Source organism: Brevibacterium renqingii (assembly GCF_017808105.1).
Taxonomy (GTDB): domain Bacteria; phylum Actinomycetota; class Actinomycetes; order Actinomycetales; family Brevibacteriaceae; genus Brevibacterium; species Brevibacterium renqingii.
Window position 1 is genome coordinate 106475 of sequence record NZ_JADBHF010000010.1, and the last position, 26155, is coordinate 132629.

Genomic DNA, 26155 nt, shown 5'->3' on the forward strand with positions numbered 1-26155 from the left:
GGTTGTCACACTCAGGAGTATTTCTCCAACAGGGCGGACTTCTGGTGCACGCCCAGTCCCTTGATCCGGCGGGAGGTCGCGATGCCGACCTCTTCCATGGCTGCCTCTGCCCGGCGGTCTCCGACACCGGGCAGTGCCCGCAGCAGATCGAGCACGCGCATCTTCGCGAGTGCCTCGTCGTCTGCGGCCTTCTTGAGCACGGCTGCGAGATCGGTTTCACCGTTCTTCAGTGCCGACTTGACTTCGGCCCGCGCCTGACGCGCCTTGAACGCCTTGTCCAGAGCAGCGGAACGCTGTTGCGGGGTCAACGGTTCGAGTGCCACATTATCTCCTCTGTCACCATGAACGGGCAGGTAGGGAAGTTGTCTCAGTCTAAGACACATTCCCTGCGCAGAGGCGCAATGAGCCGAAGAAAACTCCTCACGAGTCCGATTTCGGCCCTTTCCGATCGCTCCTGGCATCGGGCAGAGCCCCCTGACCGAAGTCCGATGCTCGGACCGGGACTCCCCGGCTCAGCGGCGACCGATGGTCAGCGGAGCTCGGTCAGCGCTGCGTTGAGGCGGCGAGCGGCATCGGCCAGACCCTGCGGACCTGCTCCCAGCACCGCTCGCGAGGCGGTGGCCAGGACCTGTCCGGAGGTCAGTGCCCGATCGCCGAAGACCGTGCGCAGTTCGGCGATGCCGGCGCCCTGCGCGCCGACCCCGGGTGCCAGGATCGGGCCTCCGCAGCCGCTGGGGTCGACACCGAGGTCGTGGGCGGCGGTGCCGATGGTGGCGCCGACGACGAGACCGAAGGGTCCGAGCCCTTCCCGTTCCCCAGCCTCGGCGAGGGCGAGGCTGTTGCGTTCGGCGACTCGGGCGACGATGGAGCCGGCCACCGAGCCCTCTGTGCCCTGCGCGTGCTGGACCTGCGCGCCTTCGGGATTCGAGGTCAGGGCGAGCACGAACACGCCCTTGCCGTGGGCGGCGGCCAGTTCGAACGCCGGCTCCAGCGCCCCGAATCCGAGGTAGGGCGACACCGTGATCGAATCGGCGGCCAACGCCGAGGCGGGGTCGAGATAGGCTTTCGCGTACGCAGCCATGGTCGAGCCGATGTCGCCGCGCTTGACGTCCAGGACGCTGAGGATGCCGGCCTCGCCGGCCGCGGCCAGCGTCTCTTCGAGGGCGGCGACACCGGCCGAACCGTACTGCTCGAAGAACGCCGACTGGGGTTTCACCGCAGCCACCGTGCCCTTGAGCTCGGCGACCGTGCGCAGGGCGAACTCGCGCACGCCCTCGGCGCTGAGCGGCAGACCCCAGGACTGCAGCAGATGCTCGTGCGGGTCGATGCCCACGCACAGCGGACCGTGCTCGGCCGTCGCGGCGGCCAGCCGGGTGCCGAACATCATGCGCTCCAGTCCTGCAGGCTGCGCACCTGGAAAGTCGAGTCGCGGACGACTTCGAGGGAGGTCACGGCCGCTGCGAATTCCGCCAGCGTGGTGATCAGAGGCACGGAGTTCGCGGTCGCTGCGGCGCGGATCTCGTAGCCGTCGGCGCGCTCCTGCCTGCCGGAGGGTACATTGATGACCATGTCGATGGTGCCCGCGGCGAGGTAGTCGAGCACCGTGCGGTCCTCGGCATCGGCCTCGAAGTGCTTGTGCACCTGCGTGGTCCGGATTCCGTAGCGCGAGAGGACGGCGGCTGTGCCGGTGGTGGCGACGACGTCGAATCCCATGTCGACGAGCTCCTTGACCGGCAGCACCATGGCCCGCTTGTCCCGATCGGCCACGGACACGAACACGGTGCCCGAGGTCGGCAGCTTCACCGACGCTCCGAGCAGGCCTTTGGCGAAGGCGGTCGGGAAGTCGTGGTCGATGCCCATGACCTCACCCGTCGAGCGCATCTCGGGTCCGAGGATCGAATCGACGACCTTGCCCTCGACCGTGCGGAACCGACGGAAGGGCAGAACCGCTTCCTTCACCGCGATCGGGTGATCCAACGGCAGGCTCGAACCGTCGCCGGTCGACGGCAGCAGCCCTCCGCGCATCTCGTCGATGGTTCGGCCCACCGCGATGAGCGCTGCGGCCTTGGCCAGCTGGGTCGACGTCGCCTTCGAGACGAAGGGCACCGTGCGGGAGGCGCGCGGATTGGCCTCGATGACGTGGAGGACGTCGGCGGCGATGGCGAACTGGATGTTGAGCAGTCCGCGCACGCTGACTCCCTCGGCGATCGCCTTCGTCCCCTGACGGACGCGCTCGAGCACATCATCGCCCAGGGTCAGCGAGGGCAGGACGCAGGCCGAGTCCCCCGAGTGGATCCCGGCTTCCTCGATGTGCTCCATGATGCCGCCGATGAAGACCTCCTCACCGTCGTAGAGTGCATCGACGTCGATCTCGATGGCGTCTTCGAGGAAGCGGTCGACGAGCACCGGTCGGTCCACGGAGATCTCCGTTGCCGTGGCCATGTAGTCGAGCAGCTGGGTGCGATCGTAGACGATCTGCATGCCGCGGCCGCCGAGGACGTAGGAGGGGCGCACGAGCACCGGGTAGCCGATCTCCTCGGCGATGTCGGCGGCTTCCTTGTACGTCACGGCCGTACCGTGCTTCGGCGCGGTCAGCCCCGCCCGGTCGAGGACGGCACCGAATTCGCCGCGGTCCTCGGCCAGGTCGATCGCCTCGGGCTGGGTGCCGAGCACGGGCACGCCTGCGGCTTTGAGCTGATCGGCCAGACCCAGCGGCGTCTGTCCGCCGAGGGTGCACACGACGCCGAGGACTGGCCCGGCGGCGAGTTCTGCGTGGTAGACCTCCATGACGTCTTCGAAGGTCAGGGGTTCGAAGTAGAGGCGATCGGCAGTGTCGTAGTCGGTCGACACGGTCTCCGGATTGCAGTTGACCATGATCGTCTCGTAGCCGGCCGAGGCGATCGCCATGGTCGCGTGCACGCACGAGTAGTCGAATTCGATGCCCTGCCCGATCCGGTTCGGTCCCGAGCCGAGGATGATCACGGCGGAGCGCTCACGGGGTGCGACCTCGGTCTCGGCATCGTAGCTCGAGTAGTGGTACGGAGTGTGCGCTTCGAACTCGCCGGCACAGGTGTCGACGGTCTTGAACACCGGACGCACGCGCAGAGCGTGGCGGATCCCCGTCACCACATCGGTCTGCAGGCTCCGCAGACTGGCGATCTGCTCATCGGAGAACCCGTGGTTCTTCGCAATCCGCAGCACCGCCTCATCGAGTTCTTCGGCATCGCGGATATGCGCGGCGACTTCATTGATGAGCTGGATCTGGTCGAGGTACCAGGGGTCGATCTCACAGGCGTCGAAGACCTCGGCGGCACTCAGCCCGGCGGCGAGCCCCCGCTGGACGGAGTGGATGCGGTCGGCGGTGGCGTGCGAGATCGCCTCAAGGACCGATTCGCGGACCTCGTCGTTGGAGACATCGGGCAGCTCGTCCCAGCCGAAGGAGGCGTCCTTCTGCTCGAGTGAGCGCATAGCCTTCTGCAGGGCGGTGGTGAAGTTGCGTCCCAGGGCCATGACCTCGCCGACGGACTTCATGGTCGTCGTCAGGGTCGGGTCGGCAGCCGGGAACTTCTCGAACGTGAAGCGCGGGATCTTGACGACCACGTAGTCCAGGGTCGGTTCGAAGCTGGCCGGGGTGACCTTCGTGATGTCGTTGGGGATCTCGTCGAGCGAATAGCCGACGGCGAGTTTGGCGGCCATCTTCGCGATCGGGAAGCCCGTCGCCTTCGACGCCAGCGCCGAGGACCGGGAGACGCGCGGGTTCATCTCGATGGTGACGATGCGACCGGTCTTGGGGTCGACGGCGAACTGGATATTGCATCCGCCGGTGTCCACGCCCACGGCACGGATGATGGCGATGCCGATATCGCGCATCTCCTGGTATTCCCGGTCGGTCAGCGTCAGGGCCGGCGCGACCGTGATCGAATCACCGGTGTGCACGCCCACGGGGTCGACGTTCTCGATCGAGCACACCACGACGACGTTGTCCTTGTTGTCGCGCATGAGCTCGAGCTCATACTCCTTCCACCCGAGGATGGACTCCTCGAGCAGCACCTCATGGGTGATGGAGTCGGCGAGTCCGGCTCCGGCGATCCGGCGCAGATCCGATTCGTCGTAGGCCATGCCCGAGCCGAGACCGCCCATGGTGAAGGAGGGGCGGACGACGACGGGGTAGTTGAGTTCCTCGGCCGCGGCGATGGCCTCGTCGAGACTGTGGCAGATGGCCGAACGAGCCACTTCGGCGCCGCATTCGACGGCGATGTCCTTGAACTTCTGCCGGTCCTCGCCGCGCTGGATGGCATCGACATCCGCGCCGATGAGTTCGACGCCGTACTTCTCGAGCACACCCGACTCGTAGAGGGCGATCGCGGCGTTGAGGGCGGTCTGCCCTCCGAGCGTGGGCAGGAGCGCATCAGGGCGCTCCTTCTCGATGATCGTCTCGATCACCTGCGCGTCGATCGGTTCGACATAGGTGGCATCGGCGATGTCGGGATCGGTCATGATCGTCGCCGGGTTCGAGTTGATGAGGATGACGCGCAGGCCCTCGGACCGCAGGACACGGCAGGCCTGTGTGCCCGAGTAGTCGAATTCGCAGGCCTGGCCGATGACGATCGGCCCGGAACCGATGACGAGGACGGAGTTGAGGTCTTGTCTCAGTGGCATGGGTGGTCTCCTTAGGCCTGGGCAGCCGTATCGGCCTGGGAAGCGGACATGAGGTCGATGAAGCGATCGAACAGATAGCTCGAATCGTGCGGTCCGGCCGCGGCCTCGGGGTGGAACTGGACGGAGAAGGCAGGGATGTCGAGGCAGGCCAAGCCCTCGACGACATCGTCGTTGAGGCACACGTGCGAGACGATGACGCGCCCGTAGTCGGCCTTGTGCGGGGCGGTCGTCTCACCCTCGAGCGGGGCGTCGACGGCGAAGCCGTGATTCTGCGAAGTGATCTCGACTCTGCTCGTCGTCCGATCCATCACGGGCACGTTGATGCCGCGGTGGCCGAAGGGCAGCTTATAGGTGCCGAAGCCCAGCGCCCGGCCGAGCAGCTGATTGCCGAAGCAGATGCCGAAGAAGGGGATCCCGGCGTCGAGGACGGACCGGAGCAGTTCGACTTGGTCATCGGCAGTGGCGGGGTCGCCGGGGCCGTTGGAGAAGAACACTCCGTCGACGTTCAGCGCTCGAATCTGGTCGAAGGTGGCCGACGACGGCACGAGGTGGACGTCGATGCCGCGTTCGGTCAGGCGTTCGGGGGTCATCGACTTGATGCCGAGGTCGACGGCGGCGACGCTGAACCTCTTCTCGCCGCGGGCCGGGATGAGCTTCGGTTCGGTGATCGAGACCTCGTCGACGAGGTTGGCCCCGGCCATCTGCGGGGAGGCCTGCACTCGGGCCAAGAGCTCTGCCTCGGCGATCTCGGCGGACGGTCCGGAGAAGATGCCCACGCGCATGGCGCCCTTGTCGCGCAGATGCCGGGTCAGCGCGCGGGTGTCGACGTCGCTGATGCCCACGATGCCGGAGTCTGCGAGCCAATCGGCGAGGTCGCCCTCGGAGCGCCAGCTCGACGAGATCCGGGAGGCGTCGCGGACGACGTACCCTGCGGCCCAGATACGGGCCGATTCGTCATCGGTGCGGTTGATCCCGGTGTTGCCGATGTGCGGCGCGGCCTGGATGACGATCTGGCGATGGTAGGACGGGTCGGTCAGCGTCTCCTGGTAACCGGACATCGCGGTGACGAAGACGGCTTCGCCCGTGGTCTCGCCGATCGCTCCGTAGGCGGAGCCGTGGAAGGTGCGGCCGTCTTCGAGGACGAGGACGGCGGGGGTGGTGGAAAAACTCATTGTGCCTCTTCGATCATTGCGCGGATGCGGTCGACGGTGGGAGCGGTGGACGCTGCGTAGCGGGCGCGGAAGCCGGTGTCGACGAGGGTGTCTCCCAGGCGCCAGGTGATGCGGACGATGCCGCCGCGTTCGACGAATTTGCCGATCATCCCGGACGTGGTGTCCACGGACACGATGTCCCGGCGCGGGATGAGGAAGTCCTCGCGTCCGGCCAGGTCCATGATCACTCCGCCGTCGGTGATGACGAGTTCGGCGGTGGTGCGGATGCCCAGGCCGTGCACGGCCACGCGTTCGAGCGGATGTCCGGCCTTCGTCGTCGACACGTACGAGCCTTCGACGGGATCGGCCACGGGGGTGATCCCGAGATGCGGCTTCGGAGGGACGACGACTTGCGCTTGGTCTCGTTTGCGTCGGCTCCATCCCCAGGCGATCGCCAGAATCACGAGGATGATGACGACTGCGACGATGAGTGTGCCTAGTGATCTGTCCATGTTGCTCCTGCCGGGTGGGGTGTTGTCAGTGCCCCTGCGGCCAATACCCGGTGGCCGTAGAAGAAGGTGTCGGTGACCTGGGCGGTCACTTCGACGCCGGCGAAAGGGTTGTTGCGTCCCTTCGTGGCGTGTGCGGCGGGATCGATGGTGTGCGCAGCCGAGGGATCGACGAGGACGATGTTCGCGCTCGCTCCGATCTCGAGGCTTCCGTGGCCTGAGGCACCGGTGATCCGAGCCGGAGCGGTCGACATCACCCGTGCCACGTCACCGAAGCCGAAGTCGTAGTCGGCCATCGCTGCGACGACGATGGACAGCGCCGATTCCATGCCGACCATGCCCATGGCCGCCGCGGTCCACTCGCTGCACTTGTGCTCGGCGGTGTGGGGGGCGTGGTCGGTGCCGACGACGTCGATCGTGCCGTCGGCCAGTGCCTTGCGCAGGGCGGTGACATCGACATCGGTGCGCAGGGGCGGGTTGACCTTGTACACGGGGTCGAAGGTGCGCACGAGTTCGTCGGTGAGCATGAGATGGTGAGGGGTCACCTCGGCGGTCACGGCCACTCCCCTGGCCTTCGCCCAGCGGATGAGGTCGACGCTGCCGGCCGTGGACACATGGCAGATGTGCAGCCGGGAGCCGACGTGTTCGGCCAGCAGCACGTCGCGGGCGATGATCGACTCCTCGGCCACCGCCGGCCAACCGGGCAGTCCGAGTTCGGCCGAGACCGCGCTCTCGTTCATCTGCGCGCCTTCGGTCAGACGCGGTTCCTGTGCGTGCTGGGCGATGATCCCGTCGAAGGTCTTGACGTATTCGAGCGCTCGGCGCATGAGCAGGGGATCCGAGACGCAGATGCCGTCGTCGGAGAACATCCGCACCCGTGCCGCCGACCGGGCCATCGCCCCGAGCTCGGCCAGCTGCCTGCCTTCGAGGCCGATGGTGACCGCACCGACGGGCACGACCTCGGTGAAGCCGGCCGAGCGGCCCAGCCGGTGAACCTGTTCGACGACTCCGGCGGTGTCGGCCACGGGAGCGGTGTTCGCCATGGCGTGCACGCAGGTGAAGCCCCCGGCCGCGGCCGAGCGGGAACCGGTGAGGACCGTCTCTGCATCTTCCTTGCCCGGTTCGCGCAGATGGGTGTGCATGTCGACGAGTCCCGGGAGAGCCACGAGCCCTGCGGCGTCGACGATCTCGGTCGCATCGGGGTCGAGGAGCTCGGGTTCGACGATGCGCCCGTCGCGGACGGCGATGTCGGCGGCACCGCGTCCGAGCACATCGGCTCCGCGGATGAGGTAATCAGTCATTGGTCTCCTCCTGACCTGTCAGCAGACGGTAGAGGACCGCCATGCGCACGCTCACACCGTTCTCGACCTGGTCGAGGACGAGGGCGCGGGGTGAGTCCGCCGCGGCGGCGGAGATCTCGAATCCGCGATTCATGGGTCCCGGGTGCATTATGAACGTCTCGGCCGGCAGCTTCTCCAGCCGTGCGGCGCTCAGTCCCCACAGGCGGGCGTATTCGCGGGCGTTGGGGAAGAACGATTCGTGCATGCGCTCGTGCTGGACGCGCAGCATCATCACGGCTGCGAAGTCCTCGGCGCTCAGTGCGGCGTCGAAGTCGTAATGGACGGTGACCGGCCAATCCTCCACTCCCCAGGGCAGCAGGGTGGCCGGTGCGATGAGGTGGACGTCCGCGCCGAGGCCGGAGAGCAGGTGCACATTCGAGCGAGCCACTCTGGAGTGCAGGACGTCTCCGACGATGGCGACCTTCGCACCGTCCAGTCCCTGCCCGCGCGGGCCGCCGGCCACCGGCCCCGAGGCGGGCACCCCGGCGAGTGCCCGGCGCAGAGTGAAAGCGTCGAGAAGCGCCTGGGTGGGATGTTCGTGGGTGCCGTCGCCGGCATTGACGACGGGGACGTCGATCCAGCCGGTGTGGGCGAGCCGGTGCGCGGTGCCGGCGCCGGAATGACGGACGACGATCGCATCGGCGCCCATCGCGGAGATCGTCTGAATGGTGTCCTGCAGGCTCTCGCCCTTCGACACCGAGGATCCCTTCGCAGAGAAGTTGAGCACATCGGCCGAGAGCCGTTTGGCGGCGGCTTCGAACGACAGGCGTGTGCGTGTGGAGTCCTCGAAGAACAGATTGACCACGGTGCGGCCGCGCAGCACCGGGAGCTTCTTGACCTCGCGTTCGGACACGAGGGCCATCTCCTCGGCGATGTCGAGGATGGCGATGGCGTCGTTCCGGCTCAGGGATGCGGTGTCGAGCAGGTGCTTCATTCGCGGCCTCCCGAGATGGTGACCGCATCGCTGCCGTCGATCTCGGCCAGGGAGACGTTGACGCGTTCGCTGCTCGAAGTCGGAAGGTTCTTGCCCACATGATCGGCGCGGATCGGCAGATCGCGGTGGCCGCGGTCGACGAGGACGGCCAGCCGCACCCTCGCCGGACGGCCGAAATCTGCCAGGGCGTCGAGCCCGGCGCGGATGGTGCGGCCGGAGAAGAGCACATCGTCGACGAGGACGACGGTCTTCGCATCGATGCCCGAGGACGGGATGCTCGTCGGTTCGGGTGCCCGATAGGAGCCGCCGCGCAGGTCATCGCGGTACATGGTGATGTCGAGGCTGCCGGCGAGTTCGCTCGCTGCCTCGGGTCGGCCTTCGATCGCGGCGATCGCCTCGGCGAGTCGGTGGGCCAGCGGGACCCCGCGGCGCGGGATGCCGAGCAGAACGAGATCCTCGCTGCCCTTGTTGGATTCGATGATCTCGTGCGCGATGCGGGTGATCGCCCTCGAGATATCGGGGGCGTCCAGCACTGTTCGCTGTGTCATGTTTCCCCTTCTCCGCCTCTCCGGACGGTGGTTAAAGGAGTGGTTCGATTCGATTGTAGACCCGGCGTCGACGGCGCCGGTCGACGGGTCCGAATTGCGGACCCGTCGATTCAGATGAGCGTCGGCTTGACGTCAAGGATGCGGGAGAGCAGACCCGAGACGAAACCGGGTGAGTCGTCGGTGGAGAACTTGCGGGCCAGGGAGACGGCCTCGTCGATGGCGACCTTGTCGGGGACGTCCTCGTTGAACAGGATCTCCCAGGTGCCGATCTCGAGCAGCGACCGGTCGACCGCCGGCATCCGATCGAGAGTCCAGCCCTGCGCATAGGTGGAGATGATCTCGTCGATCTCCGCCTGCCTCGCAGTGATGCCTTCGACGATCTCGACCGCGTATTCCTTCATCGGATAGTCGGGATCGTTCGATCGCATGGTGACGAGTTCGTCCATCGCGAGTCGGCGCTGCCCGGCTTCGAAGAGCAGCTCGAGAGCCCTGCGGCGGGCTCGGGTGCGTGCGGATGCCACTTACTTGACGCGGCCGAGGTAGTCGCCGCTGCGAGTGTCGACCTTGACCTTGGTGCCCTCTTCGAGGAACAGGGGAACCTGGATCTCATAGCCGGTCTCGAGCGTCGCCGGCTTCGAGCCGCCGGTCGAACGATCGCCTTGGAGGCCGGGATCGGTCTGGGCGATGGTCAGCTCGACCGAGGGCGGCAGCTCCACGGACAGCGGAGTGCCCTCATGGAAGGAGACCTGCAGCTGCTGGTTCTCGAGCATGTAGTTCGCGGCATCGCCGACGAGCGCTGCGGAGATGTTGACCTGGTCGTAGTCCTCGGAGTCCATGAAGACGTAGTCGGTGCCGTCATGGTAGAGGTACTGCATATCGCGACGATCGACGTTGGCGGTCTCGACCTTGGTTCCGGCGTTGAAGGTCTTGTCGATGATCTTGCCGGAGGTCACGCTCTTGAGCTTGGTGCGGACGAACGCCGGACCCTTGCCGGGCTTGACGTGCTGGAACTCCAGCACCTGCCACAGCTGGTTGTCGAGGTTGAGCACGAGGCCGTTCTTCAGGTCGTTGGTTGTCGCCACTAATTCGTCCTTCTTCGCTTCAGTCCTGAGCACCGACCGGTGATCGCAGTCGGCAGGCGCGATCCGGGCACCCATGCTGATGGGTCGACGAATGCGCCACTGAGCAATTCTAGCAAGCCCGGACCTCCGCTTCCATCCGAGGCCACGCGCAGGCGGGCGCAGCCGAGGTCGAAGCGCGGCGGCGAGGACTCAGCCGAGGCCGGACCTCGCCGATGGGCTCTCAGCCGAGGTCGGTGCGCAGCGCGACCGTCGGCGAGGTCTCACCGATCTCCTGATAAGCGGTGTGCAGGATCGAGGCATCGGGGATCTCGACGGTGGACGGTTCGCCGATATCGGACAGCAGCACCATCCGCAGCATCGACCCGCGGGCCTTCTTGTCCCGCTTCATCGTCTCCAGCAGCTGCGGCCACACGTCCGAACGGTATCCGGTGGGCAGACCGAGCTTGCTCAGCAGCTCCCGATGCAGGTCGACGGTCTCGAACGGCAGGTTCTTGATCATGGAGGCCACCTCTGCCGCGAAGACCATGCCCACGGAGACCGCGGCTCCATGCCGCCACTGGTAGCGCTCCTTGTGTTCGATCGCATGGGCCAGCGTGTGCCCGTAGTTGAGGATCTCGCGCCGCCCGGACTCCTCGAAGTCCTCGGAAACGACTTCGGCCTTGACCCGGATGGAGCGCTCGATCAGCTCCCGGAGCACGGGCCCCTGGACGTCTCCGATCTCGTCCTTGGTATGGGCGGCCACGAGGTCGAGGATGCCGCGATCGGCGATGAAACCGGTCTTGACCACCTCGGCGAGGCCGGTGAAGAGTTCGTTCTGCGGCAGGGTGGCCAGAGTGTCGAGATCGACGAGCACTCCTGCGGGGGCGTGGAAGGAGCCGACGAGGTTCTTGCCTTCGGCGGTGTTGATGCCGGTCTTGCCGCCGACGGCCGCGTCGACCATGCCGAGGACGGTCGTGGGGATGTGGATGACCCGGATGCCGCGCAGCCAGGTGGCGGCGACGAATCCGCCGAGGTCGCTCACGGCGCCTCCGCCCACAGTCACGATGGCATCGGTGCGGGTGAAATCGGACTGGCCGAGGACCTGCCAGCAGAAGGCGGCCACCTGGACGTGCTTGGCCTCTTCGGCGTCGGGGATCTCGGCGGCAACAGCCTCGAGCCCCGCCGCCGAGAGGTCGTCGCGGACCGTTTCACCCGTGGTCCGCAGGGCACGCGGGTGAATCACGAGCACCTTCTCGACGCGGTTTCCGAGGAGCTCGGGCAGTTCGCCCATCAGCCCCTGGCCGACGAGGACCGGGTAGGTCCCGCCGGCGTCGACATTGATGCGTGTGAAGCTCATTCGTCCGTCTTCCTGATCGTCCATCGTCCTATCGGCACGGTGCAAGCCTCCTCGGCGCTGCACCGTCCGGGCGCGGGTGCCGAGGCGGCACCGGCCCCGACCCAGCCTAGCCCTCAGTGGTCCGCGGCGGCCACACGGCTGCTGCTGTGGGCAGGAGCGTCTCACCGTCCGCCATCGGTGCCGTCCTCGTCGAGATGGGCGTACTTCGCATACTCCTCGGCCCGCTGCAGACCGGTGAGGACGTCGACGACCCGGTTGACCACCGTCGACGGCGGCGAATTCGAGGCCTGCACGCGGAAGGTCGCGACCTGCTGGTAGAGCGGTTCGCGTTCGCGGACCAGAGCCTGCCAGTTCTCCACCGCGGTTCCGGCGCCGCGCAGGAGCGGACGGTGCGGGGCATTGAGCCGCTGGGCGACGGTGTCGACGTCGATGTCGATGTGCACGACCTTGATCGCCGGGTGTCGCAGCTGAGCTCGGGTGCCGGGGTTGAGGATCGCTCCCCCGCCCAAGGACACGATGCCCGGGCGGTCGAGGAGGCGCCGCAGCGCCTTGCGCACGACTTCGCGTTCGAGGCGTCGGAAGTGGTCCTCACCGCGTTCGACGAAGATCTCGGCGATGACTCCGTACTGGTCCACGATATTGGCGTCGGTGTCGATCAGCGGCAGCCCGAGGCGGTCGGCCAGCAGCCGCCCGATCGTCGACTTCCCGGCCGCAGGCGGGCCGGACAGCACGATGCGCGAGAGCGCGGCGGGGACCGGTTCCAGTGGCGGAACCGGTTTCGGGATCGGGGGCTGGTTCATCGTCCGATGCGGAGATTCTCCGGAATGGCCGCGACATAGGCGTCCAGGTTCCGTTTCGTCTCGGCGACCGAGTCACCGCCGAACTTCTCGACCACGGCCTCGGCGAGGACGAGTCCGACCATCGCCTCGGCGACGACACCGGCGGCCGGGACCGCGCAGACGTCGGAGCGCTGGTGGTTCGCCTTCGCGGACTCCCCGGTGCTCACATCGACGGTCGACAGAGCGCGCGGGACCGTGGCGATCGGCTTCATGCCGGCCCGCACACGCAGCGGTCCCCCGGTGCTCATGCCGCCCTCGGTGCCGCCGGCGCGATTGCTCGTGCGCCGGAACCCGTCGGGCCCGACTTCGAGTTCGTCATGGGCTCTGGATCCCGGTCGCTTCGTGGTGAGGAAGCCGTCGCCGACCTCGACGCCCTTGATCGCCTGGATGCCCATGAGGGCTCCGGCGAGGCGGGAGTCGAGGCGACGGTCCCAGTGCACATGCGAGCCGAGTCCGGGCGGAAGGCCGTAGGCGAGGACTTCGACGACGCCGCCGAGGGTGTCGCCCGCCTTCTTCGCGGTGTCGATCTCGGCGACCATGGCCGCCGACAGCTCCGTGTCGAAGCAGCGGACGGGGTCGGCGTCGAGTGCCGCCACGTCAGCGGCAGTGGGCAGTTCGGGCTCGGCCTCGCTGCCGTGCTCGGCCGTGCCGATCGCGACGGTGTGAGAGACGAGCGAAATGCCGAGTTCACCGAGGAACTTCGCCGCCACGGTGCCCAGAGCCACGCGCATCGCGGTCTCGCGCGCCGAGGCGCGTTCGAGCACGGGCCGGGCCTCGTCGAAGCCGTACTTCTGCATGCCGACGATGTCCGCATGTCCCGGGCGGGGCCGGGTCAGCGGGGCGTTGCGCGCCAGGCCCTCGAGTTCGCCTTCGTCGACGGGGTCCGCGCTCATCACGGATTCCCATTTCGGCCATTCGGTGTTGCCGACCTCGATGGCCACGGGTGAGCCCAGGGTCTCGCCGTGGCGGACTCCGCCGAGGAGCCTCACCTCGTCGGCTTCGAACTTCATCCGCGACCCGCGCCCGTAGCCGAGTCGGCGGCGAGCCAGGCTCGCTCGAATGTCGTCCCTGGTGATCGGTACATGGGCGGGAAGCCCCTCAATGATCCCGGTCAGCGCCTCGCCGTGGGATTCGCCTGCAGTCAGCCATCTCAACATTCCACCGATTCTACAAAACGAATGGGGCGAGCACGGACCCGAGCCACATTCCGGATAGCATCGCCGGTCCGAAGGCGATCGTCACCCCGCGCAGGCGACGGGCCCGGATCGCTTCGATGAGCGCCCATACGCAGGAGACGAGCATCATCGCCACGAGGACCGGCGCTGCGGCCCAGGGGTGGAAGAGCGCAGCCGTGGAGAAGACGACGAAGGCGAGTTTGACGTCGCCGAGGCCCATCGTCCGGGCTCCCAGCACGCGACCGAGCAGATGCAGCCCGGCGAAAGCGAGGACAGCGATCGTACCGGCGATGAGCGCAAGGGACCAGCCGGGCCAGCGGCCGAGGACGGAGGCGAGAGCTGCGACGCCGAAGCAGACTCCGATGAGCGGCCAGACGATCCGATCGGGCAGCCGGCGCAGAAGCACATCGGCCCGGATGAGGAACGGCGTCGCTCCGGCGACCGTTCCGAGGACGAGCGCGAGGCCGATGTGGTCGACCGGGCCGCTCGAGCCGGAGACGATGCCGACCGCGGCCGGAGACGCCGTCGGCGCCGGGCCGGTCGGACCGGCGGTGCCGACCGGGAAGAGCAGTCCCGCCGCCGCGGCGATGGCGATGCCGGTGACCACGGGGCGGACTGCGCCGGGTGCGCAACCGCGAGCGAATGCGGCGGCCTGCCCGTCGTCGGCGATCCAGGTCCGGGACGTGCGGGAGAGGACGAGTCCCGTGGCCAGGGCGATGAGCACCGTCAGGACGATGACCATCCCGTGCAGCATCCCCGTCACCACCGCGTCCTGCGATCAGTCGCCGGACTCGGAGCCGGGGTGGTCGAGGGCGGCGTACATGGCCGTGCTGATCCGCTCGCGCAGCTCATCGCCGCTCATCGTCTCAGGCGGCATCTCCGAGTTCGGGGAACCCGTCGCTGCCCGCGCGGCGGTCAGGAACATCTCGAATTGGGCGACGGCCTGCTCGACGAGCATCGCCGTGCCCTCGACCGGACGCAGACCGTGCGCGGCGGCTGCGGCGAGGAACGCCGAGTCCTGCGCATAGGCGACGTCGAGGGCGACCCGGACGGGGGCGTCGCCGGCGGTGGAGGAATCGTCCCAGCGCAGCTCGGGAGCCGCCTCGGCGGGCAGGGTGGAGATGACGAGTGCCGACTCAGGGATCCTCTCCAGCGGTGCCGTCGATGCAGTGATGCCGAGCCGGTCGGCGAGTTCGAGGACCCGACGGGCACGGTCGGGGCTGCGGACGAGGAAGTCGACGTGGCCGATGCCGAGTTCGCGGCAGGCCACGAGCGCCGAGGCGGCAGTGGCTCCGGCGCCGAGGATCGTCGCCCGTGAGGCCTGCAGACTCGCCGGCTCTCCGGGAGCGCGGGCCGCCAGGTGCGGGGCGATCGCGCGCACGATCCCGCGCACGTCCGTGTTCGCGACCTGCACCTGCTCCCCCGTGCGCACGAGCGTGTTGCCGGCGCCGGTGAGCTCCGCCGTGTCCTCGATCGTCCAGCCGCGTGCGTCGGCGAGGTCGACCAACCGGTCCTTCAGCGGCATGGTCAGCGAGAAACCGGTGTGTGCGGGGTGGTCGTCGAGGAAGGTCTCGAGCTCATCGGCCCCGAGGTCGACGCGGGAGTATTCGCTCGTGTCCAGGCCGAGGGCCGCGAACGCGCAGCGGTGCAGCAGCGGTGACTTCGAATGGGCGATCGGCCGCCCGAGCACTGCGGCGAGGATCCTCATCCCTCACCACTGTCCTCGCTGTGCTCCTTGAGCCATCTGCGGTAGATCTCGACGTTCTTCTTGTGCTCGGCGTACGTGTCCGCGAACTTCGTCTCACCCGTGTCGGGGTTCGTGGCCACGAAGAACTGCCAGTCGCCCTTCGTCGGGTCGAGCGCGGCGTCCACGGCACCGGAGCTCGGGGCGTTGATCGGGCCGGGAGGCAGTCCCTTCTTCTTGTACGTGTTGTACGGAGAATCCGACTGACGTTCCTTCTTCGTCGTCGTCAGATCCGAACGGGCTCCGTGGATATAGGCCACGGTGGCATCGGACTGCAGCAGTCCGCCGGTCTTCGAATGGTCGGAGATCCGGTTGAGGAAGACCCGGGCGACCTTCTTGCGCACCTCTTCGTCCCCTGGGGACTCCTTCTCCACGAGGCTGGCCAGGGTGAGAACACGATTGGCGTCCTTGTCCTCGATGCCCTTCTCGTCGAGTTCGCTCGCGGTCTTGTCGACCATCTCCTGGACGACTTGCTCGGCGGTCTTCGTCTTGTCGAGGTCGTAGGTCGCCGGGTAGAGATAGCCCTCGAGGCTCGGTGCCTCGATCTCGAGTCCGTAGTCCTTCGGCGTCTTGTCGTCGATGGCCTTGTCGACCTCGTCGGCGTTCATTCCCGATTCGATCATGATCGATTTGATCTCTTCGACCTGTTTGCCCTCGGCGATGGTGATCTTCGGCGGCGCGATCGGGTTGATGAGCGCTTCGACCGCGGCCTCCGAGCTCATCTTCTCCCGCATCGTCCAGGTTCCCGCTTGGATGGTCGCGTCACGGCGTTCGACTTCGTCGAGGAAGGGTTCGGAGTTCATGATCACGCCCTCTTCGACCAGCTGGTTGGCCACGGTGCGTGCGGAGGACCCGGGGGCGATCTCGATCGACACCTCATCGGTGCCCTTCCCCTCGTAGTCGCCTTTCGGGCCGAAGAGGTCGTCGAACACGCCGCCGGCGGCCCTGACACCGAAGAATCCCCCGATGCCGAAGACGAGGACGCAGATGACCACGATCGTCGTGGTGCGTCGCCTGCGCATCATCCGACGCCGCTTCTTCTCTCGGATCTCCGACCGGGTCAGGCCCTCGTCTGCCGAGAACTCACCTGGGAACGGGCTCATTGCTCACTCTCCTCGTCGGGCATCTCGCGTCCGGCGGGGGCACCGGTGTTGTGTTCGAACTCGAGGGCGTTCTGCAGGATGATCACGGCCGCCTGGGCGTCGACGATCTCTCGGCGCTGGCGCGACGTTTTCCCGGCCGCAGCCAGGGCGTGGTGGGCTTCGACGGTCGTGAAGCGTTCGTCGATCAGTCGGATGGGGGCGCCGGTCGCCTCGGCGATCGCGCGCGCGAAACTCAGCGCCGAGGCGGCCGCGGCCCGGGCGGCCCCGTCGAGGGACTTCGGGTCCCCCACGAGGATCTCGATGGGTTCGTACTCCGCGACGATCTCGCGCAGCTGCTTCAGTGCCGCCGGTTCGTCTTTGCGCCGCAACACGGTCAGCGGGGTCGCGAGGATGCCGTCGGGGTCGCTGGCTGCGACCCCGATCCGCACCGCACCGATGTCGAGGCCCAGACGGCGACCTCGGCGGAAACTCACTGGATGGCCGCCTTGACGGCCGCGATGGCGGCCGGGATCGCTGCCGGGTCGCTGCCGCCGCCCTGGGCGAGGTCGGGTTTGCCGCCGCCTCCGCCGCCGAGCTCGCCGCAGGCCTGGGACACGAGCCGACCGGCCTGCAGTCCGACTGTGCGGGCCGCCTCGGTGGTCGCGATGACCACGACGGGTTTGCCGCTGCTCACACCGAGTCCCAGCACCACGGCCTGACGGTCGCTCACCCGTGCACGGAGATCGGTGACGACGGTGCGGACGTCTCCGCCGCTTGCGACCTCGCCGAGATCGGCGACGACGAAGAGCGTCGCGCCCACGGTCTGGGCGTCGTCGAGGAACTTCCCGGCCGAGGCCAGCAGCTGCTGGGAGTTCAGACGCGAGATCTCCTTCTCAGCATCCTTGAGGCGGCTCATCAGATCGGAGACGCGGCCGGGCACGTCGGTGCCCGGGACCTTGAGCATCTCCGAGAGCGAGGACACGATGGTCCGCTCCGCGGCCAGGGACCGGAAGGCGTCCATGCCCACGGCTGCTTCGATGCGCCGCACGCCGGAGCCGACGGAGGCTTCGGAGAGCACGGAGATCGGCCCGACCTGGGCAGACGCGCCGACGTGGGTGCCGCCGCACAGTTCGCGGGAGAAGGGACCGCCGATGTCGACGACGCGCACGATGTTCGGGTACTTCTCGCCGAACAGTGCCATGGCTCCGGACTTCCGGGCCTCGTCGAAGGGCATGTACTCGGTGCCGACCTCGTAGTTCGAGCGCACCGCGAGGTTGGCGACCTCTTCGATCTCGGCGCGCATCTGGGTGCTCGGGGCTTCGGGGAACGAGTAGTCGAAGCGCATATAGCCGGGCTGGTTGAGCGAGCCCGCCTGCACGGCGTGGTTGCCGAGGATCTCACGCAGCGCCGCGTGGACGAGGTGGGTCGCGGTGTGCGCCTGGGCGCCCTGGAAACGGTGGTCGTGGTCGACGGCGGCAAGCACCTCGTCGCCGGTGTGCAGCTCTCCGTCGATGATCTCCACGCGGTGGGCGGGCAGGCCCTTGACCGGGTTCTGCACGTCGGTGACGCGGGCGGTGAACCCATGGCCGGAGATCAGGCCGATATCGGCCCGCTGGCCGCCGGACTCCGCGTAGAAGGGGGTGAGATCGAGGACGACATCGCCGCTCTGCCCGGTCGTGAGCACCTCGGCGGCCGCGCCGTCGACGACGATTCCGCGGACGCGTGTGTCGGTTTCGAGCCGGTCGTAGCCGACGAACTCGCTCGTTCCTTCGTCGAGGAGGGCCGAATAGGCCGACAGGTCGGTGTGCCCGCCGCCCTTCTTGGCCTTCGCGTCGGCCTTGGCGCGAGTGCGCTGCTGGCTCATGAGCTCTCGGAAACCGGCCTCGTCGACGCTCAGTCCGGCCTCGGCGGCCATCTCGAGGGTGAGATCGATGGGGAATCCGTGCGTGTCATGGAGGGCGAAGGCGATGTCGCCGCTGATGGTCTTCTCGGATCCGGCGAGGGACTCCGCCGCGTTCGCGAACAGCTGGGTGCCGGATTCGAGGGTGCGCAGGAACGCCTTCTCCTCGGCATAGGCCACGCGTGAGATCCGGTCGAACTCCGTTTCGAGTTCCGGGTACGACAGCTTCATCGCCTGCATCGACACGGGCAGCAGTTCGGGCAGGACTTCGTCCTTGACTCCGAGCAGGCGCATTGCGCGCACAGCACGGCGGAGCAGTCGGCGGAGGATGTAGCCGCGTCCTTCATTGCCCGGGCGGACTCCGTCGCCGATGATGATCAGCGCCGAGCGGACGTGGTCGGCGACGACGCGCATCTGCACGTCCGCTTGCTCATCATTGCCGTAGGCTCGGCCGGACAGACGGCTGGCGGCTTCGATGACGGGGAACACCTCGTCGATCTCGTACATGTTCTCCACACCCTGCAGCAGGAAGGCCACGCGCTCGAGACCCATGCCGGTGTCGATGTTCTTCGCCGGCAGCTCGCCTGCGATGTCGAAGTCGACCTTCGAGCGGACCTCGCTGAGCTCGAACTCCATGAACACGAGGTTCCAGATCTCGATGTAGCGGTCTTCGTCGGCCACGGGGCCGCCTTCGACTCCGTAGTCGGGTCCGCGGTCGAAGTAGATCTCCGAGCAGTACCCGCCGGGGCCGGGCTGGCCGGTGTGCCAGAAGTTGTCCTCGCTGTCGCGCAGCTGGATCCGATGGCGTGGGATCGAGGTCTCCTCGAGCCACAAGTCGATCGTCTCCGAATCGTCCTCGTGCACGGTCGCCCACAGGAGCTCAGGGTCGAACCCGAGTCCGCCCTCGGCGATGGGGTTCGTCAGCAGTCCCCAGGCGAACCGGATGGCCTCGCGTTTGAAGTAGTCGCCGAAGGAGAAGTTGCCGTTCATCTGGAAGAAGGTGCCGTGGCGCGTCGTCTTTCCGACCTCTTCGATATCGGCGGTGCGCACGCACTTCTGCACGCTCGTGGCACGGTTGAACGGAGCGGGTTCACGGCCGGTGAGGTAGGGGATGAACTGAACCATTCCTGCGATGTTGAACAGGATGGACGGATCGGAGCTGATCACCGACGCTGAGGGGACCACGGTGTGCCCGTTCGCTTCGAAGTAGTCCAACCAGCGTTGTTTGATCTCTGCCGTCTTCAATCCAAGACCTTTCACGAATTGCCCGTGCGCACCGGCACTCACTCATGCGTACCCGCACTTACCAGGGACTAGTTTAATGGCTCAACCACAATATGCGAGGCCGCGCGGCGTGCCGACGCCGACCCGCCGTGCCCGGCCCGTCGTGAACCGTGCTCCGGCCCAGCGGCCGCTCTTGCGGTGAATGCACGACTGCCCGGAACCAGCGGTCCCGGGCAGTCGTGGTGACGCTCTGCGTTTCGCTCAGCCGATCAGCGCGAGTAGAACTCGACGACGAGCTGCACGTCGCAGGTGACCGGCACCTCTTCGCGCTTCGGGGTGCGCAGGAGGGTGGCCTGCAGGCCCTCGAGGTTGACGTTGAGGTAGCCCGGGACTGCGGGCAGGACGTCCTTGTGGCCGCCGGCGGCGGCGACCTGGAACGGATCCATCGATGCCGACCGTTCGTGAACCTGGATGGTCTGGCCTTCCTTCACGCGGAAGGAGGGACGGTCCACGCGCTGTCCGTCGACCGTGATGTGACGGTGCACGACGAACTGGCGGGCCTGGGCCATGGTGCGGGCGAAGCCGGCGCGCAGGACGAGGGCGTCGAGACGCGATTCGAGGAGCTCGACCATGGTCTCACCGGTCAGACCGGGGAGGCGGCTGGCTTCTTTGTAGGTCTTGAGCATCTGAGCCTCACGGACGCCGTACTGCGCGCGCAGACGCTGCTTCTCCTTGAGGCGGACCGAGTAGTCGCTGTCATTGCGACGACGGGCGCGGCCGTGCTCGCCCGGAGGGTAAGGACGACGCTCGAAGTACTTCTCGGCCTTGGGTGTCAGAGCAATGCCGAGGGCGCGCGAGAGGCGCGTCATGCGGCGGTTGCGTGCTGGTGCTGGCACTGTATTACCTTTCATCAATATGGTTCGTCACGACCGGCCTGAGGTTCTCGCCCTGATCGCAACCGTTGTTTCCCCGGATGGGAAAGAGGGATTGAGCGTCGAGATCCGCTCGCACCGACCGCCTTTAGGGTGCAGGCACAACAGCTGTCAATCCTAGCGGGTGCGCGCGGTCCGCCGCAAAGCCGATCGGCGTGTCCGCGACTGTGATCTTCCCGACTCCCCGCCCACTCGCAGCGGTCGGCCTGTCACCCATCGTGGCTTTCGACGGCGGCGTCTTCGAAGGTCAGGGTCGCAGGAGGCGGTTGAGGTTCTCCAGCCGTTCGGCCATCGACCGTTCCATGCCGTTCGTGCTCGGCGTGTAGTAGCGCTTGCCCCGCAGCGTCTCGGGCAGATACTCCTGATCGGCCACCCCGTGCGGGTAGTCGTGTGAGTACTTGTATCCGTGACCGTGGCCGAGTTCCTTGGCACCCGGATAATGGGCGTCGCGCAGGTGGGTCGGCACCTGCCCTGCCAGGCCGTTCTTCACGTCGGCGATGGCGGCGTCGAGTGCGCGGTAGCTGGCGTTCGACTTCGGTGCCAGAGCCAGGTAGGTGACGGCTTCGGCGAGCGGGATCCGACCTTCGGGCATGCCGATGTTCTGTACGGCGGTGGATGCGGCGACGGCGATGGGCAGCGCCTGCGGGTCGGCCATGCCGATGTCCTCAGCGGCGGAGATGACGACCCGGCGGGCGATGAAGCGCGGATCCTCACCCGCGACGATCATCCGCGCCAGATAGTGCAGCGCCGCGTCGACGTCGGAGCCGCGGATGGATTTGATGAACGCGGAGACGACGTCGTAGTGCTGATCGCCGTTGCGGTCGTAGCGCAACACGGTCTCGCTGCTCGCCTCGGCGCAGGCCTGTTCGGTGATGCGGATCGGCGTCTCGGCCTCTTCGCCGTCCTCGGCCTCGTTGACCTCATCGTCCTCGCCGGCCCGACCGGCCGCGGCCTGGGCCGCGGCGATCCCTGCGGCCGCCTCGAGCACTGTCAGGGAACGCCGAGCATCGGCTCCAGCGATGCGGACGATGAAGTCGCGAGCCTCGGCGGCGAGCTCGAACTGCCCGGCCAGGCCCCGTTCGCTCTCGATCGCACGGTCCAGCAGGTTGCCCACCGCGGCATCGTCGAGGGGACGGAGGGTGAGCATGAGTGAGCGTGAGAGCAGCGGCGAGATGACGGAGAACGAGGGATTCTCCGTCGTGGCTGCGACGAGGACGACCAGACGGTTCTCCACCGCCGGCAGCAGGGCGTCCTGCTGGGCCTTGGAGAAGCGGTGGATCTCGTCGAGGAAGAGCACCGTCGTGCGGCCGTACATCTCCCTTTCGCGACGGGCGTTCTCGATCACCTGCCGCACGTCCTTGACCCCGGCGGTGATCGCGGAGAGTTCGACGAAGGTGCGTCCCGGAGCATGGGAGATCACATGCGCCAGAGTCGTCTTCCCGACGCCCGGCGGGCCCCACAGGATCACCGAGGAGGCCCCCGCCCGGTCTCCCCCGCTGGCCTCGACGAGCTGGTTGAGCGGGGAGCCGGGGAAGGTCAGATGCTCCTGCCCGACGACCTCGCTCAGCGTGCGCGGACGCATCCGCACGGCCAGGGGGTCCAGCGCCCGGCCGGAAGAGCTGTTCGCAGAACCGGTGAAGCCCGGACCAGGCGGTTCCTGGTCCGGGCCGTCGGAGAACAGATTCGGTTCCTGGCTCATCAGGCCTCGGCGTCGTCGTCTTCCGGCTCGAAGTCCACGCCCGCCTCGGCACGCTGGGCATCGGTGATCGGTGCCGGTGCCTGGGTCAGCGGGTCGAAGCCGCCGCCGGACTTCGGGAAGGCGATGACCTCGCGGATCGAGTCGACACCGGCCAGCAGGGAGACGATGCGGTCCCAGCCGAATGCGATGCCGCCGTGCGGGGGCGCGCCGAATTTGAAGGCTTCGAGGAGGAAGCCGAACTTCTCGGCCGCTTCCTCTTCGGAGATGCCCATGATCTTGAACACGCGTTCCTGGACCTCGGGTCGGTGGATGCGGATGGACCCGCCGCCGATCTCGTTGCCGTTGCACACGATGTCATAGGCGTAGGCCAGAGCGTTGCCCGGATCGGATTCGAGACTGTCGAGGAATTCCGGCTTCGGCGCGGTGAAAGCGTGGTGAACTGCGGTCCATGCGCCCTCGCCCACGGCGACGTCTCCGGCGGCCTGAGCATCAGCGGCCGATTCGAACAGCGGCGCGTCGACGACCCAGACGAATGCCCAGTCGCCGTCCTCGATCAGACCGGTCCGCTCGGCGATCTCGTTGCGGGCGGCACCGAGCAGCGCGCGGGAGGAGTTCGCGTCTCCGGCGGCGAAGAAGATCGCATCGCCCGGACTCGCTCCGGCGGCGGCGACGAGGCCGGCCTTCTCCGTCTCGGAGATGTTCTTGGCCACGGGTCCGGACAGGGCCCCGTCCTCGCCGACGAGCACATAGGCCAGTCCCTTGGCGCCGCGCTGCTTGGCCCAGTCCTGCCAGCCGTCGAGCTGACGGCGCGGCAGAGATCCGCCGCCGGGATAGACGACGGAGCCGACATAGGGCGATTGGAAGACCCGGAACGGGGTGTCGGCGAAGAATTCGGTGAGGTTGTGCAGCTCGAGCCCGAAGCGCAGGTCCGGTTTGTCCGTACCGTACTTCTCCAGCGCCTCGTGGTAGGTGATGTGCGGGATCGGGGTGGTGATCTCGTGTCCGATGAGCTTCCACAGCGCGGTGAGGATCTCCTCGGCCAGGGCGATGACGTCCTCCTGCTCGACGAAGGAGGCTTCGATGTCGAGCTGGGTGAACTCGGGCTGGCGATCGGCGCGGAAGTCCTCATCACGGTAGCAGCGCGCGATCTGGTAGTACCTCTCCATGCCTGCGACCTGGAGCAGCTGCTTGAACAGCTGCGGAGACTGCGGCAGGGCGTACCAGGAGCCGGGCCTGAGCCGGGCGGGCACGAGGAAGTCGCGGGCGCCCTCGGGAGTCGATCGGGTCAGAGTCGGAGTCTCGATCTCGACGAAGCTGTGCGCATCGAGCACCGAGCGGGCCGCCTTGTTGACGTCCGAACGCAGACGGATCGCCGCCGCCGGACCCGAGCGGCGCAGGTCCAGGTAGCGGTAGCGCAGACGGGTCTCCTCCCCCACGGTGCCGGAGTCCTCGGCGTGGTCGGAGACCTGGAACGGCAGAGCCGAAGCCTCGGAGAGCACCGTGACGGCGGTGTCAACGACCTCGATCTCGCCCGTAGGCAGGTTCGGGTTCGTGTTCCCTTCGGGGCGGACCGAGACGGTGCCTGTGGCCTTGACCACGGTTTCGTTGCGCAGCTGGTGAGCATCGTCTTCCCGGACGACGACCTGCACGATTCCCGAAGCGTCACGCAGATCGATGAAGGCCACACCTCCGTGATCGCGACGACGATCGACCCACCCGGTGAGGGTGACGTTTTGTCCTGCGTTCTCGGCTCGCAGGCTTCCGGCTTCGTGGCTTCGCAGCACCTAGGACTCCTTAGTGATATTGATGTGTCAGCGCCTGAACAATGATAGTCGCTTATGAATCAGGCCCTGTACACGCGCGGCCAGAGGTCGTCTGCGCTCGGCGCCCATGTGGCCGGATCGGCCGGCGTCTGCTCTCCGCTGCGGATGTCCTTGACCTCGTGGCCGGAATCACCGTCGGTGAACCACACGAAGGGTATGTTGCGTCGTTCGGCGTAGCGGATCTGCTTGCCGAACTTCGCGGCGCTCGGCGAGACCTCGCACGGGATGTCACGGGCCCGCAGCGCTGTGGCCACGGCATCGGCCGCGCCGCGACCGTCCTCGTCGGTCACCGCCACGACCACCGCAGAGGGAGTTCCCCGAGTGGCGCGGACACCGGAGTCCTCGCCGAGGACGAAGGCCATGAGGCGGGAGACTCCGATGGACATCCCGACTCCGGGGTAGTTCTTCTTGCCCACGCTCACGAGCGAATCGTAGCGGCCGCCGGAGGACACGGAGCCGAGCTCTTCGTGTCCGATCAGCTGTGTCTCATAGACGGCGCCGGTGTAGTAGTCGAGCCCGCGAGCGATCTTGAGCTGCGCGACGACGACTCCGGGGGCCCGTTCGTGGGCGGCCCGAAGCAGGGTCGTCAGCGATTCGAGCCCATCGTCGAGCAGCGGGTGCTCCACTCCGAGAGCGCGCACTTCGTCGGCGAAGGCCGGGGAGGCTGATTCGATGGCAGCCAGCTGCAGGCACAGCCGCTGCTGGCTCTCGTCGGCACCGGCCTCGGCGGCGAGGAGCTTCCCGACCTCTTCGGGCCCGATCTTGTCGTACTTGTCCAGGCAGCGCAGCACCGCCTGGATGTCCGTCAGGCCGATGCCGCGGGCAAAGCCTTCGAGGAGCCGGCGATCGTTGACGACGATCTTGATGCCCGGCACCCCCAGGGGCGCGAGTCGGGAGAAGGCGTCGGCGACGGCCAGTGGGATCTCGACTTCGAAATGGCCGGGCAGCTCCGTGTCGGCGATGACGTCGATATCGGCCTGAATGAATTCGCGGTAGCGGCCGGCCTGCGGTCGCTCCCCTCGCCAGACAGGCTGCACGCGAGCCGTCTTGAACGGGAAGCTCAGCTCATTGGCGTTGTCGGCGACATACCGCGCCAGAGGCACGGTGAGGTCGAAGTGCAGGCCCAGCGGGTTGCGATCGGCACCGTCGGAGTGCAGGCGGGAGACGGCGAAGATCTCCTTGTCGATCTCCCCGTCCTTCGCCAACTGACTGATCGGTTCGACGGCGCGGTGGTTGAGGGCGGAGAACCCGTGCAGGGCGAAGGTGTGCTCGAGGGTGTCGATGATGGCCTTCTCGATCACGCGTTCGGCCGGAAGTCGTTCCGGGAATCCGGACAGACGGGCTGACTTCGCCATGGTGCTCCTTGCTTTCGGTGCGGTTGCGGTGTGAGGTTCGGATGGTCCGCGGTCCGGCGCTGGCACCGGCGCGGTCGTGGGTCAGAAGAAGGGGTTCGTGGCCAGTTCTCGTCCGACCCGTGACGCTGGACCGTGTCCAGGATAGATGGGAACGTCCGGCAGGGCCGCGAAGGCACGCAGCGAGTCCTGCATCGCCCGAGCGTCTCCCCCGGGCAGGTCGACGCGGCCGATGGCTCCGGCGAAGACGACGTCTCCGGTGAAGATGATCTCCTCGGCATCGGCGACGACGCGCAGCAGCATCGACCCTTCGGTGTGTCCGGGGGCGGAGACGGCCGTGACCGTCAGTCCCGCCACTTCGAAGTTCTCGCCGTCGGCGATGTCGGTCACCTCGGGCGCCGCCCACCCTTCGACCAGCGGGGCGAGCATCTGCGCGAACTGCGGGCTGAGCGTCGTCGCCGGTCGATCCAGCCGATATCGATCGGCCCCGCCGAGGTGGACGGGCACATTCCAGCGGGCGAGCACGTTGTTCAGCCCCAGGATGTGGTCCGGGTGGCCATGGGTGAGGAAGATCGCCTGTGGGGCCAGGCCCTCTTCGGCAAGCAGACGCTCGAGAGCCGGAGCGCAGTCGTAGCCGGAGTCGATGAGTATGCAGTCGCTGCGCCCCTCGGCGCGCACGGCATAGCAGTTGACGTCGAGGAATTCAGCGTGGGTTGTCAACACATCCATGAGCAAAGTCTATCCACAGGCTCGCTGATGGTTATGCTGGGATAACGTCTATCCCACAATCGAGTGATCGGCGGGTGTGAAGACCTGCCGGTTCGAC

General features: G+C 67.3%; 23 protein-coding genes. All 23 read right to left on the minus strand.

Features of this window, described 5'->3' with window-relative positions; all coding sequences use genetic code 11:
• Positions 1 to 11: 11 nt before the first annotated feature.
• Positions 12 to 323: an integration host factor, actinobacterial type gene (gene mihF / locus IHE57_RS11750; protein WP_209324811.1), complete on the minus strand. Its 312-nt coding sequence runs from the start codon at positions 321 to 323 to the stop codon at positions 12 to 14.
• Positions 324 to 529: 206 nt separating this feature from the next.
• Positions 530 to 1387, minus strand: a complete 858-nt coding sequence (pyrF, locus tag IHE57_RS11755) for an orotidine-5'-phosphate decarboxylase (RefSeq protein WP_253720199.1) — start codon at positions 1385 to 1387, stop codon at positions 530 to 532.
• The gene (gene carB, locus IHE57_RS11760; protein ID WP_209373180.1) at positions 1384 to 4659 is read right to left on the minus strand and encodes a carbamoyl-phosphate synthase large subunit; all 3276 of its coding nucleotides are present in this window, start codon (positions 4657 to 4659) and stop codon (positions 1384 to 1386) included. The genes pyrF and carB overlap by 4 nt, the downstream gene beginning before the upstream one ends.
• An 11-nt stretch (positions 4660 to 4670) precedes the next feature.
• Positions 4671 to 5831: a glutamine-hydrolyzing carbamoyl-phosphate synthase small subunit gene (carA, locus tag IHE57_RS11765; protein WP_209324809.1), complete on the minus strand. Its 1161-nt coding sequence runs from the start codon at positions 5829 to 5831 to the stop codon at positions 4671 to 4673.
• Complete coding sequence (locus IHE57_RS11770; protein WP_209324808.1) at positions 5828 to 6322, minus strand: PH-like domain-containing protein; 495 nt, start codon at positions 6320 to 6322, stop codon at positions 5828 to 5830. The genes carA and IHE57_RS11770 overlap by 4 nt, the downstream gene beginning before the upstream one ends.
• On the minus strand, positions 6307 to 7620 hold the full coding sequence (locus tag IHE57_RS11775) for a dihydroorotase (protein WP_209373182.1): 1314 nt from the start codon (positions 7618 to 7620) through the stop codon (positions 6307 to 6309). The genes IHE57_RS11770 and IHE57_RS11775 overlap by 16 nt, the downstream gene beginning before the upstream one ends.
• Positions 7613 to 8593, minus strand: coding sequence for an aspartate carbamoyltransferase catalytic subunit (locus IHE57_RS11780; protein WP_209373184.1), 981 nt, complete (start codon positions 8591 to 8593; stop codon positions 7613 to 7615). The genes IHE57_RS11775 and IHE57_RS11780 overlap by 8 nt, the downstream gene beginning before the upstream one ends.
• Positions 8590 to 9141, minus strand: a complete 552-nt coding sequence (gene pyrR, locus IHE57_RS11785) for a bifunctional pyr operon transcriptional regulator/uracil phosphoribosyltransferase PyrR (protein ID WP_209324805.1) — start codon at positions 9139 to 9141, stop codon at positions 8590 to 8592. Before pyrR ends, IHE57_RS11780 begins: the two co-directional genes overlap by 4 nt.
• 110 nt (positions 9142 to 9251) lie before the next feature.
• Entirely contained in the window at positions 9252 to 9662 is a 411-nt protein-coding gene (gene nusB / locus IHE57_RS11790) for a transcription antitermination factor NusB (RefSeq protein WP_209373186.1), read from the minus strand.
• Positions 9663 to 10223, minus strand: coding sequence for an elongation factor P (efp, locus tag IHE57_RS11795; protein WP_209324803.1), 561 nt, complete (start codon positions 10221 to 10223; stop codon positions 9663 to 9665). It abuts the gene before it with no gap.
• Between the two features lie 220 nt (positions 10224 to 10443).
• Entirely contained in the window at positions 10444 to 11559 is a 1116-nt protein-coding gene (gene aroB, locus IHE57_RS11800) for a 3-dehydroquinate synthase (RefSeq protein WP_209324802.1), read from the minus strand.
• A gap of 161 nt (positions 11560 to 11720) precedes the next feature.
• The gene (locus IHE57_RS11805) at positions 11721 to 12359 is read right to left on the minus strand and encodes a shikimate kinase (RefSeq protein ID WP_209324801.1); all 639 of its coding nucleotides are present in this window, start codon (positions 12357 to 12359) and stop codon (positions 11721 to 11723) included.
• Positions 12356 to 13555: a chorismate synthase gene (aroC, locus tag IHE57_RS11810; protein ID WP_209324800.1), complete on the minus strand. Its 1200-nt coding sequence runs from the start codon at positions 13553 to 13555 to the stop codon at positions 12356 to 12358. Before aroC ends, IHE57_RS11805 begins: the two co-directional genes overlap by 4 nt.
• Before the next feature lie 10 nt (positions 13556 to 13565).
• The gene (locus IHE57_RS11815) at positions 13566 to 14336 is read right to left on the minus strand and encodes an A24 family peptidase (RefSeq protein ID WP_209373188.1); all 771 of its coding nucleotides are present in this window, start codon (positions 14334 to 14336) and stop codon (positions 13566 to 13568) included.
• 15 nt (positions 14337 to 14351) lie between these two features.
• Positions 14352 to 15281, minus strand: coding sequence for a shikimate dehydrogenase family protein (locus tag IHE57_RS11820; RefSeq protein WP_209373196.1), 930 nt, complete (start codon positions 15279 to 15281; stop codon positions 14352 to 14354).
• The gene (gene mltG, locus IHE57_RS11825) at positions 15278 to 16420 is read right to left on the minus strand and encodes an endolytic transglycosylase MltG (protein WP_209324797.1); all 1143 of its coding nucleotides are present in this window, start codon (positions 16418 to 16420) and stop codon (positions 15278 to 15280) included. The genes IHE57_RS11820 and mltG overlap by 4 nt, the downstream gene beginning before the upstream one ends.
• Complete coding sequence (gene ruvX, locus IHE57_RS11830; RefSeq protein WP_209373198.1) at positions 16417 to 16893, minus strand: Holliday junction resolvase RuvX; 477 nt, start codon at positions 16891 to 16893, stop codon at positions 16417 to 16419. The genes mltG and ruvX overlap by 4 nt, the downstream gene beginning before the upstream one ends.
• Positions 16890 to 19544 carry an alanine--tRNA ligase gene (gene alaS / locus IHE57_RS11835; RefSeq protein ID WP_209373200.1) on the minus strand — a complete coding sequence of 885 codons (2655 nt, stop codon included), beginning with the start codon at positions 19542 to 19544 and terminating at the stop codon, positions 16890 to 16892. The genes ruvX and alaS overlap by 4 nt, the downstream gene beginning before the upstream one ends.
• Positions 19545 to 19792: 248 nt before the next feature.
• Positions 19793 to 20392, minus strand: a complete 600-nt coding sequence (gene rpsD, locus IHE57_RS11840; protein ID WP_209324931.1) for a 30S ribosomal protein S4 — start codon at positions 20390 to 20392, stop codon at positions 19793 to 19795.
• A 310-nt stretch (positions 20393 to 20702) separates the two neighbouring features.
• On the minus strand, positions 20703 to 22154 hold the full coding sequence (locus IHE57_RS11845) for a replication-associated recombination protein A (RefSeq protein WP_209373202.1): 1452 nt from the start codon (positions 22152 to 22154) through the stop codon (positions 20703 to 20705).
• Entirely contained in the window at positions 22154 to 23938 is a 1785-nt protein-coding gene (gene aspS / locus IHE57_RS11850; RefSeq protein ID WP_209373204.1) for an aspartate--tRNA ligase, read from the minus strand. Before aspS ends, IHE57_RS11845 begins: the two co-directional genes overlap by 1 nt.
• A 59-nt stretch (positions 23939 to 23997) precedes the next feature.
• The gene (gene hisS / locus IHE57_RS11855) at positions 23998 to 25332 is read right to left on the minus strand and encodes a histidine--tRNA ligase (RefSeq protein WP_209373206.1); all 1335 of its coding nucleotides are present in this window, start codon (positions 25330 to 25332) and stop codon (positions 23998 to 24000) included.
• A gap of 81 nt (positions 25333 to 25413) precedes the next feature.
• Positions 25414 to 26058: an MBL fold metallo-hydrolase gene (locus tag IHE57_RS11860; protein ID WP_209373208.1), complete on the minus strand. Its 645-nt coding sequence runs from the start codon at positions 26056 to 26058 to the stop codon at positions 25414 to 25416.
• Positions 26059 to 26155: the final 97 nt, after the last annotated feature.

What these genes read in the sequence shown, in the direction of transcription:
- pyrF (WP_253720199.1), bottom strand. Translation starts at nt 1,387, where the DNA reads ATGATGTTCGGCACCCGGCTGGCCGCCGCGACGGCCGAGCACGGTCCG.
- carB (WP_209373180.1), bottom strand. Translation starts at nt 4,659, where the DNA reads ATGCCACTGAGACAAGACCTCAACTCCGTCCTCGTCATCGGTTCCGGG.
- carA (WP_209324809.1), bottom strand. Translation starts at nt 5,831, where the DNA reads ATGAGTTTTTCCACCACCCCCGCCGTCCTCGTCCTCGAAGACGGCCGC.
- IHE57_RS11770 (WP_209324808.1), bottom strand. Translation starts at nt 6,322, where the DNA reads ATGGACAGATCACTAGGCACACTCATCGTCGCAGTCGTCATCATCCTC.
- IHE57_RS11775 (WP_209373182.1), bottom strand. Translation starts at nt 7,620, where the DNA reads ATGACTGATTACCTCATCCGCGGAGCCGATGTGCTCGGACGCGGTGCC.
- IHE57_RS11780 (WP_209373184.1), bottom strand. Translation starts at nt 8,593, where the DNA reads ATGAAGCACCTGCTCGACACCGCATCCCTGAGCCGGAACGACGCCATC.
- pyrR (WP_209324805.1), bottom strand. Translation starts at nt 9,141, where the DNA reads ATGACACAGCGAACAGTGCTGGACGCCCCCGATATCTCGAGGGCGATC.
- aroB (WP_209324802.1), bottom strand. Translation starts at nt 11,559, where the DNA reads ATGAGCTTCACACGCATCAATGTCGACGCCGGCGGGACCTACCCGGTC.
- IHE57_RS11805 (WP_209324801.1), bottom strand. Translation starts at nt 12,359, where the DNA reads ATGAACCAGCCCCCGATCCCGAAACCGGTTCCGCCACTGGAACCGGTC.
- aroC (WP_209324800.1), bottom strand. Translation starts at nt 13,555, where the DNA reads ATGTTGAGATGGCTGACTGCAGGCGAATCCCACGGCGAGGCGCTGACC.
- IHE57_RS11820 (WP_209373196.1), bottom strand. Translation starts at nt 15,281, where the DNA reads ATGAGGATCCTCGCCGCAGTGCTCGGGCGGCCGATCGCCCATTCGAAG.
- mltG (WP_209324797.1), bottom strand. Translation starts at nt 16,420, where the DNA reads ATGAGCCCGTTCCCAGGTGAGTTCTCGGCAGACGAGGGCCTGACCCGG.
- rpsD (WP_209324931.1), bottom strand. Translation starts at nt 20,392, where the DNA reads ATGACGCGCCTCTCGCGCGCCCTCGGCATTGCTCTGACACCCAAGGCC.
- IHE57_RS11845 (WP_209373202.1), bottom strand. Translation starts at nt 22,154, where the DNA reads ATGAGCCAGGAACCGAATCTGTTCTCCGACGGCCCGGACCAGGAACCG.
- hisS (WP_209373206.1), bottom strand. Translation starts at nt 25,332, where the DNA reads ATGGCGAAGTCAGCCCGTCTGTCCGGATTCCCGGAACGACTTCCGGCC.
- IHE57_RS11860 (WP_209373208.1), bottom strand. Translation starts at nt 26,058, where the DNA reads ATGGATGTGTTGACAACCCACGCTGAATTCCTCGACGTCAACTGCTAT.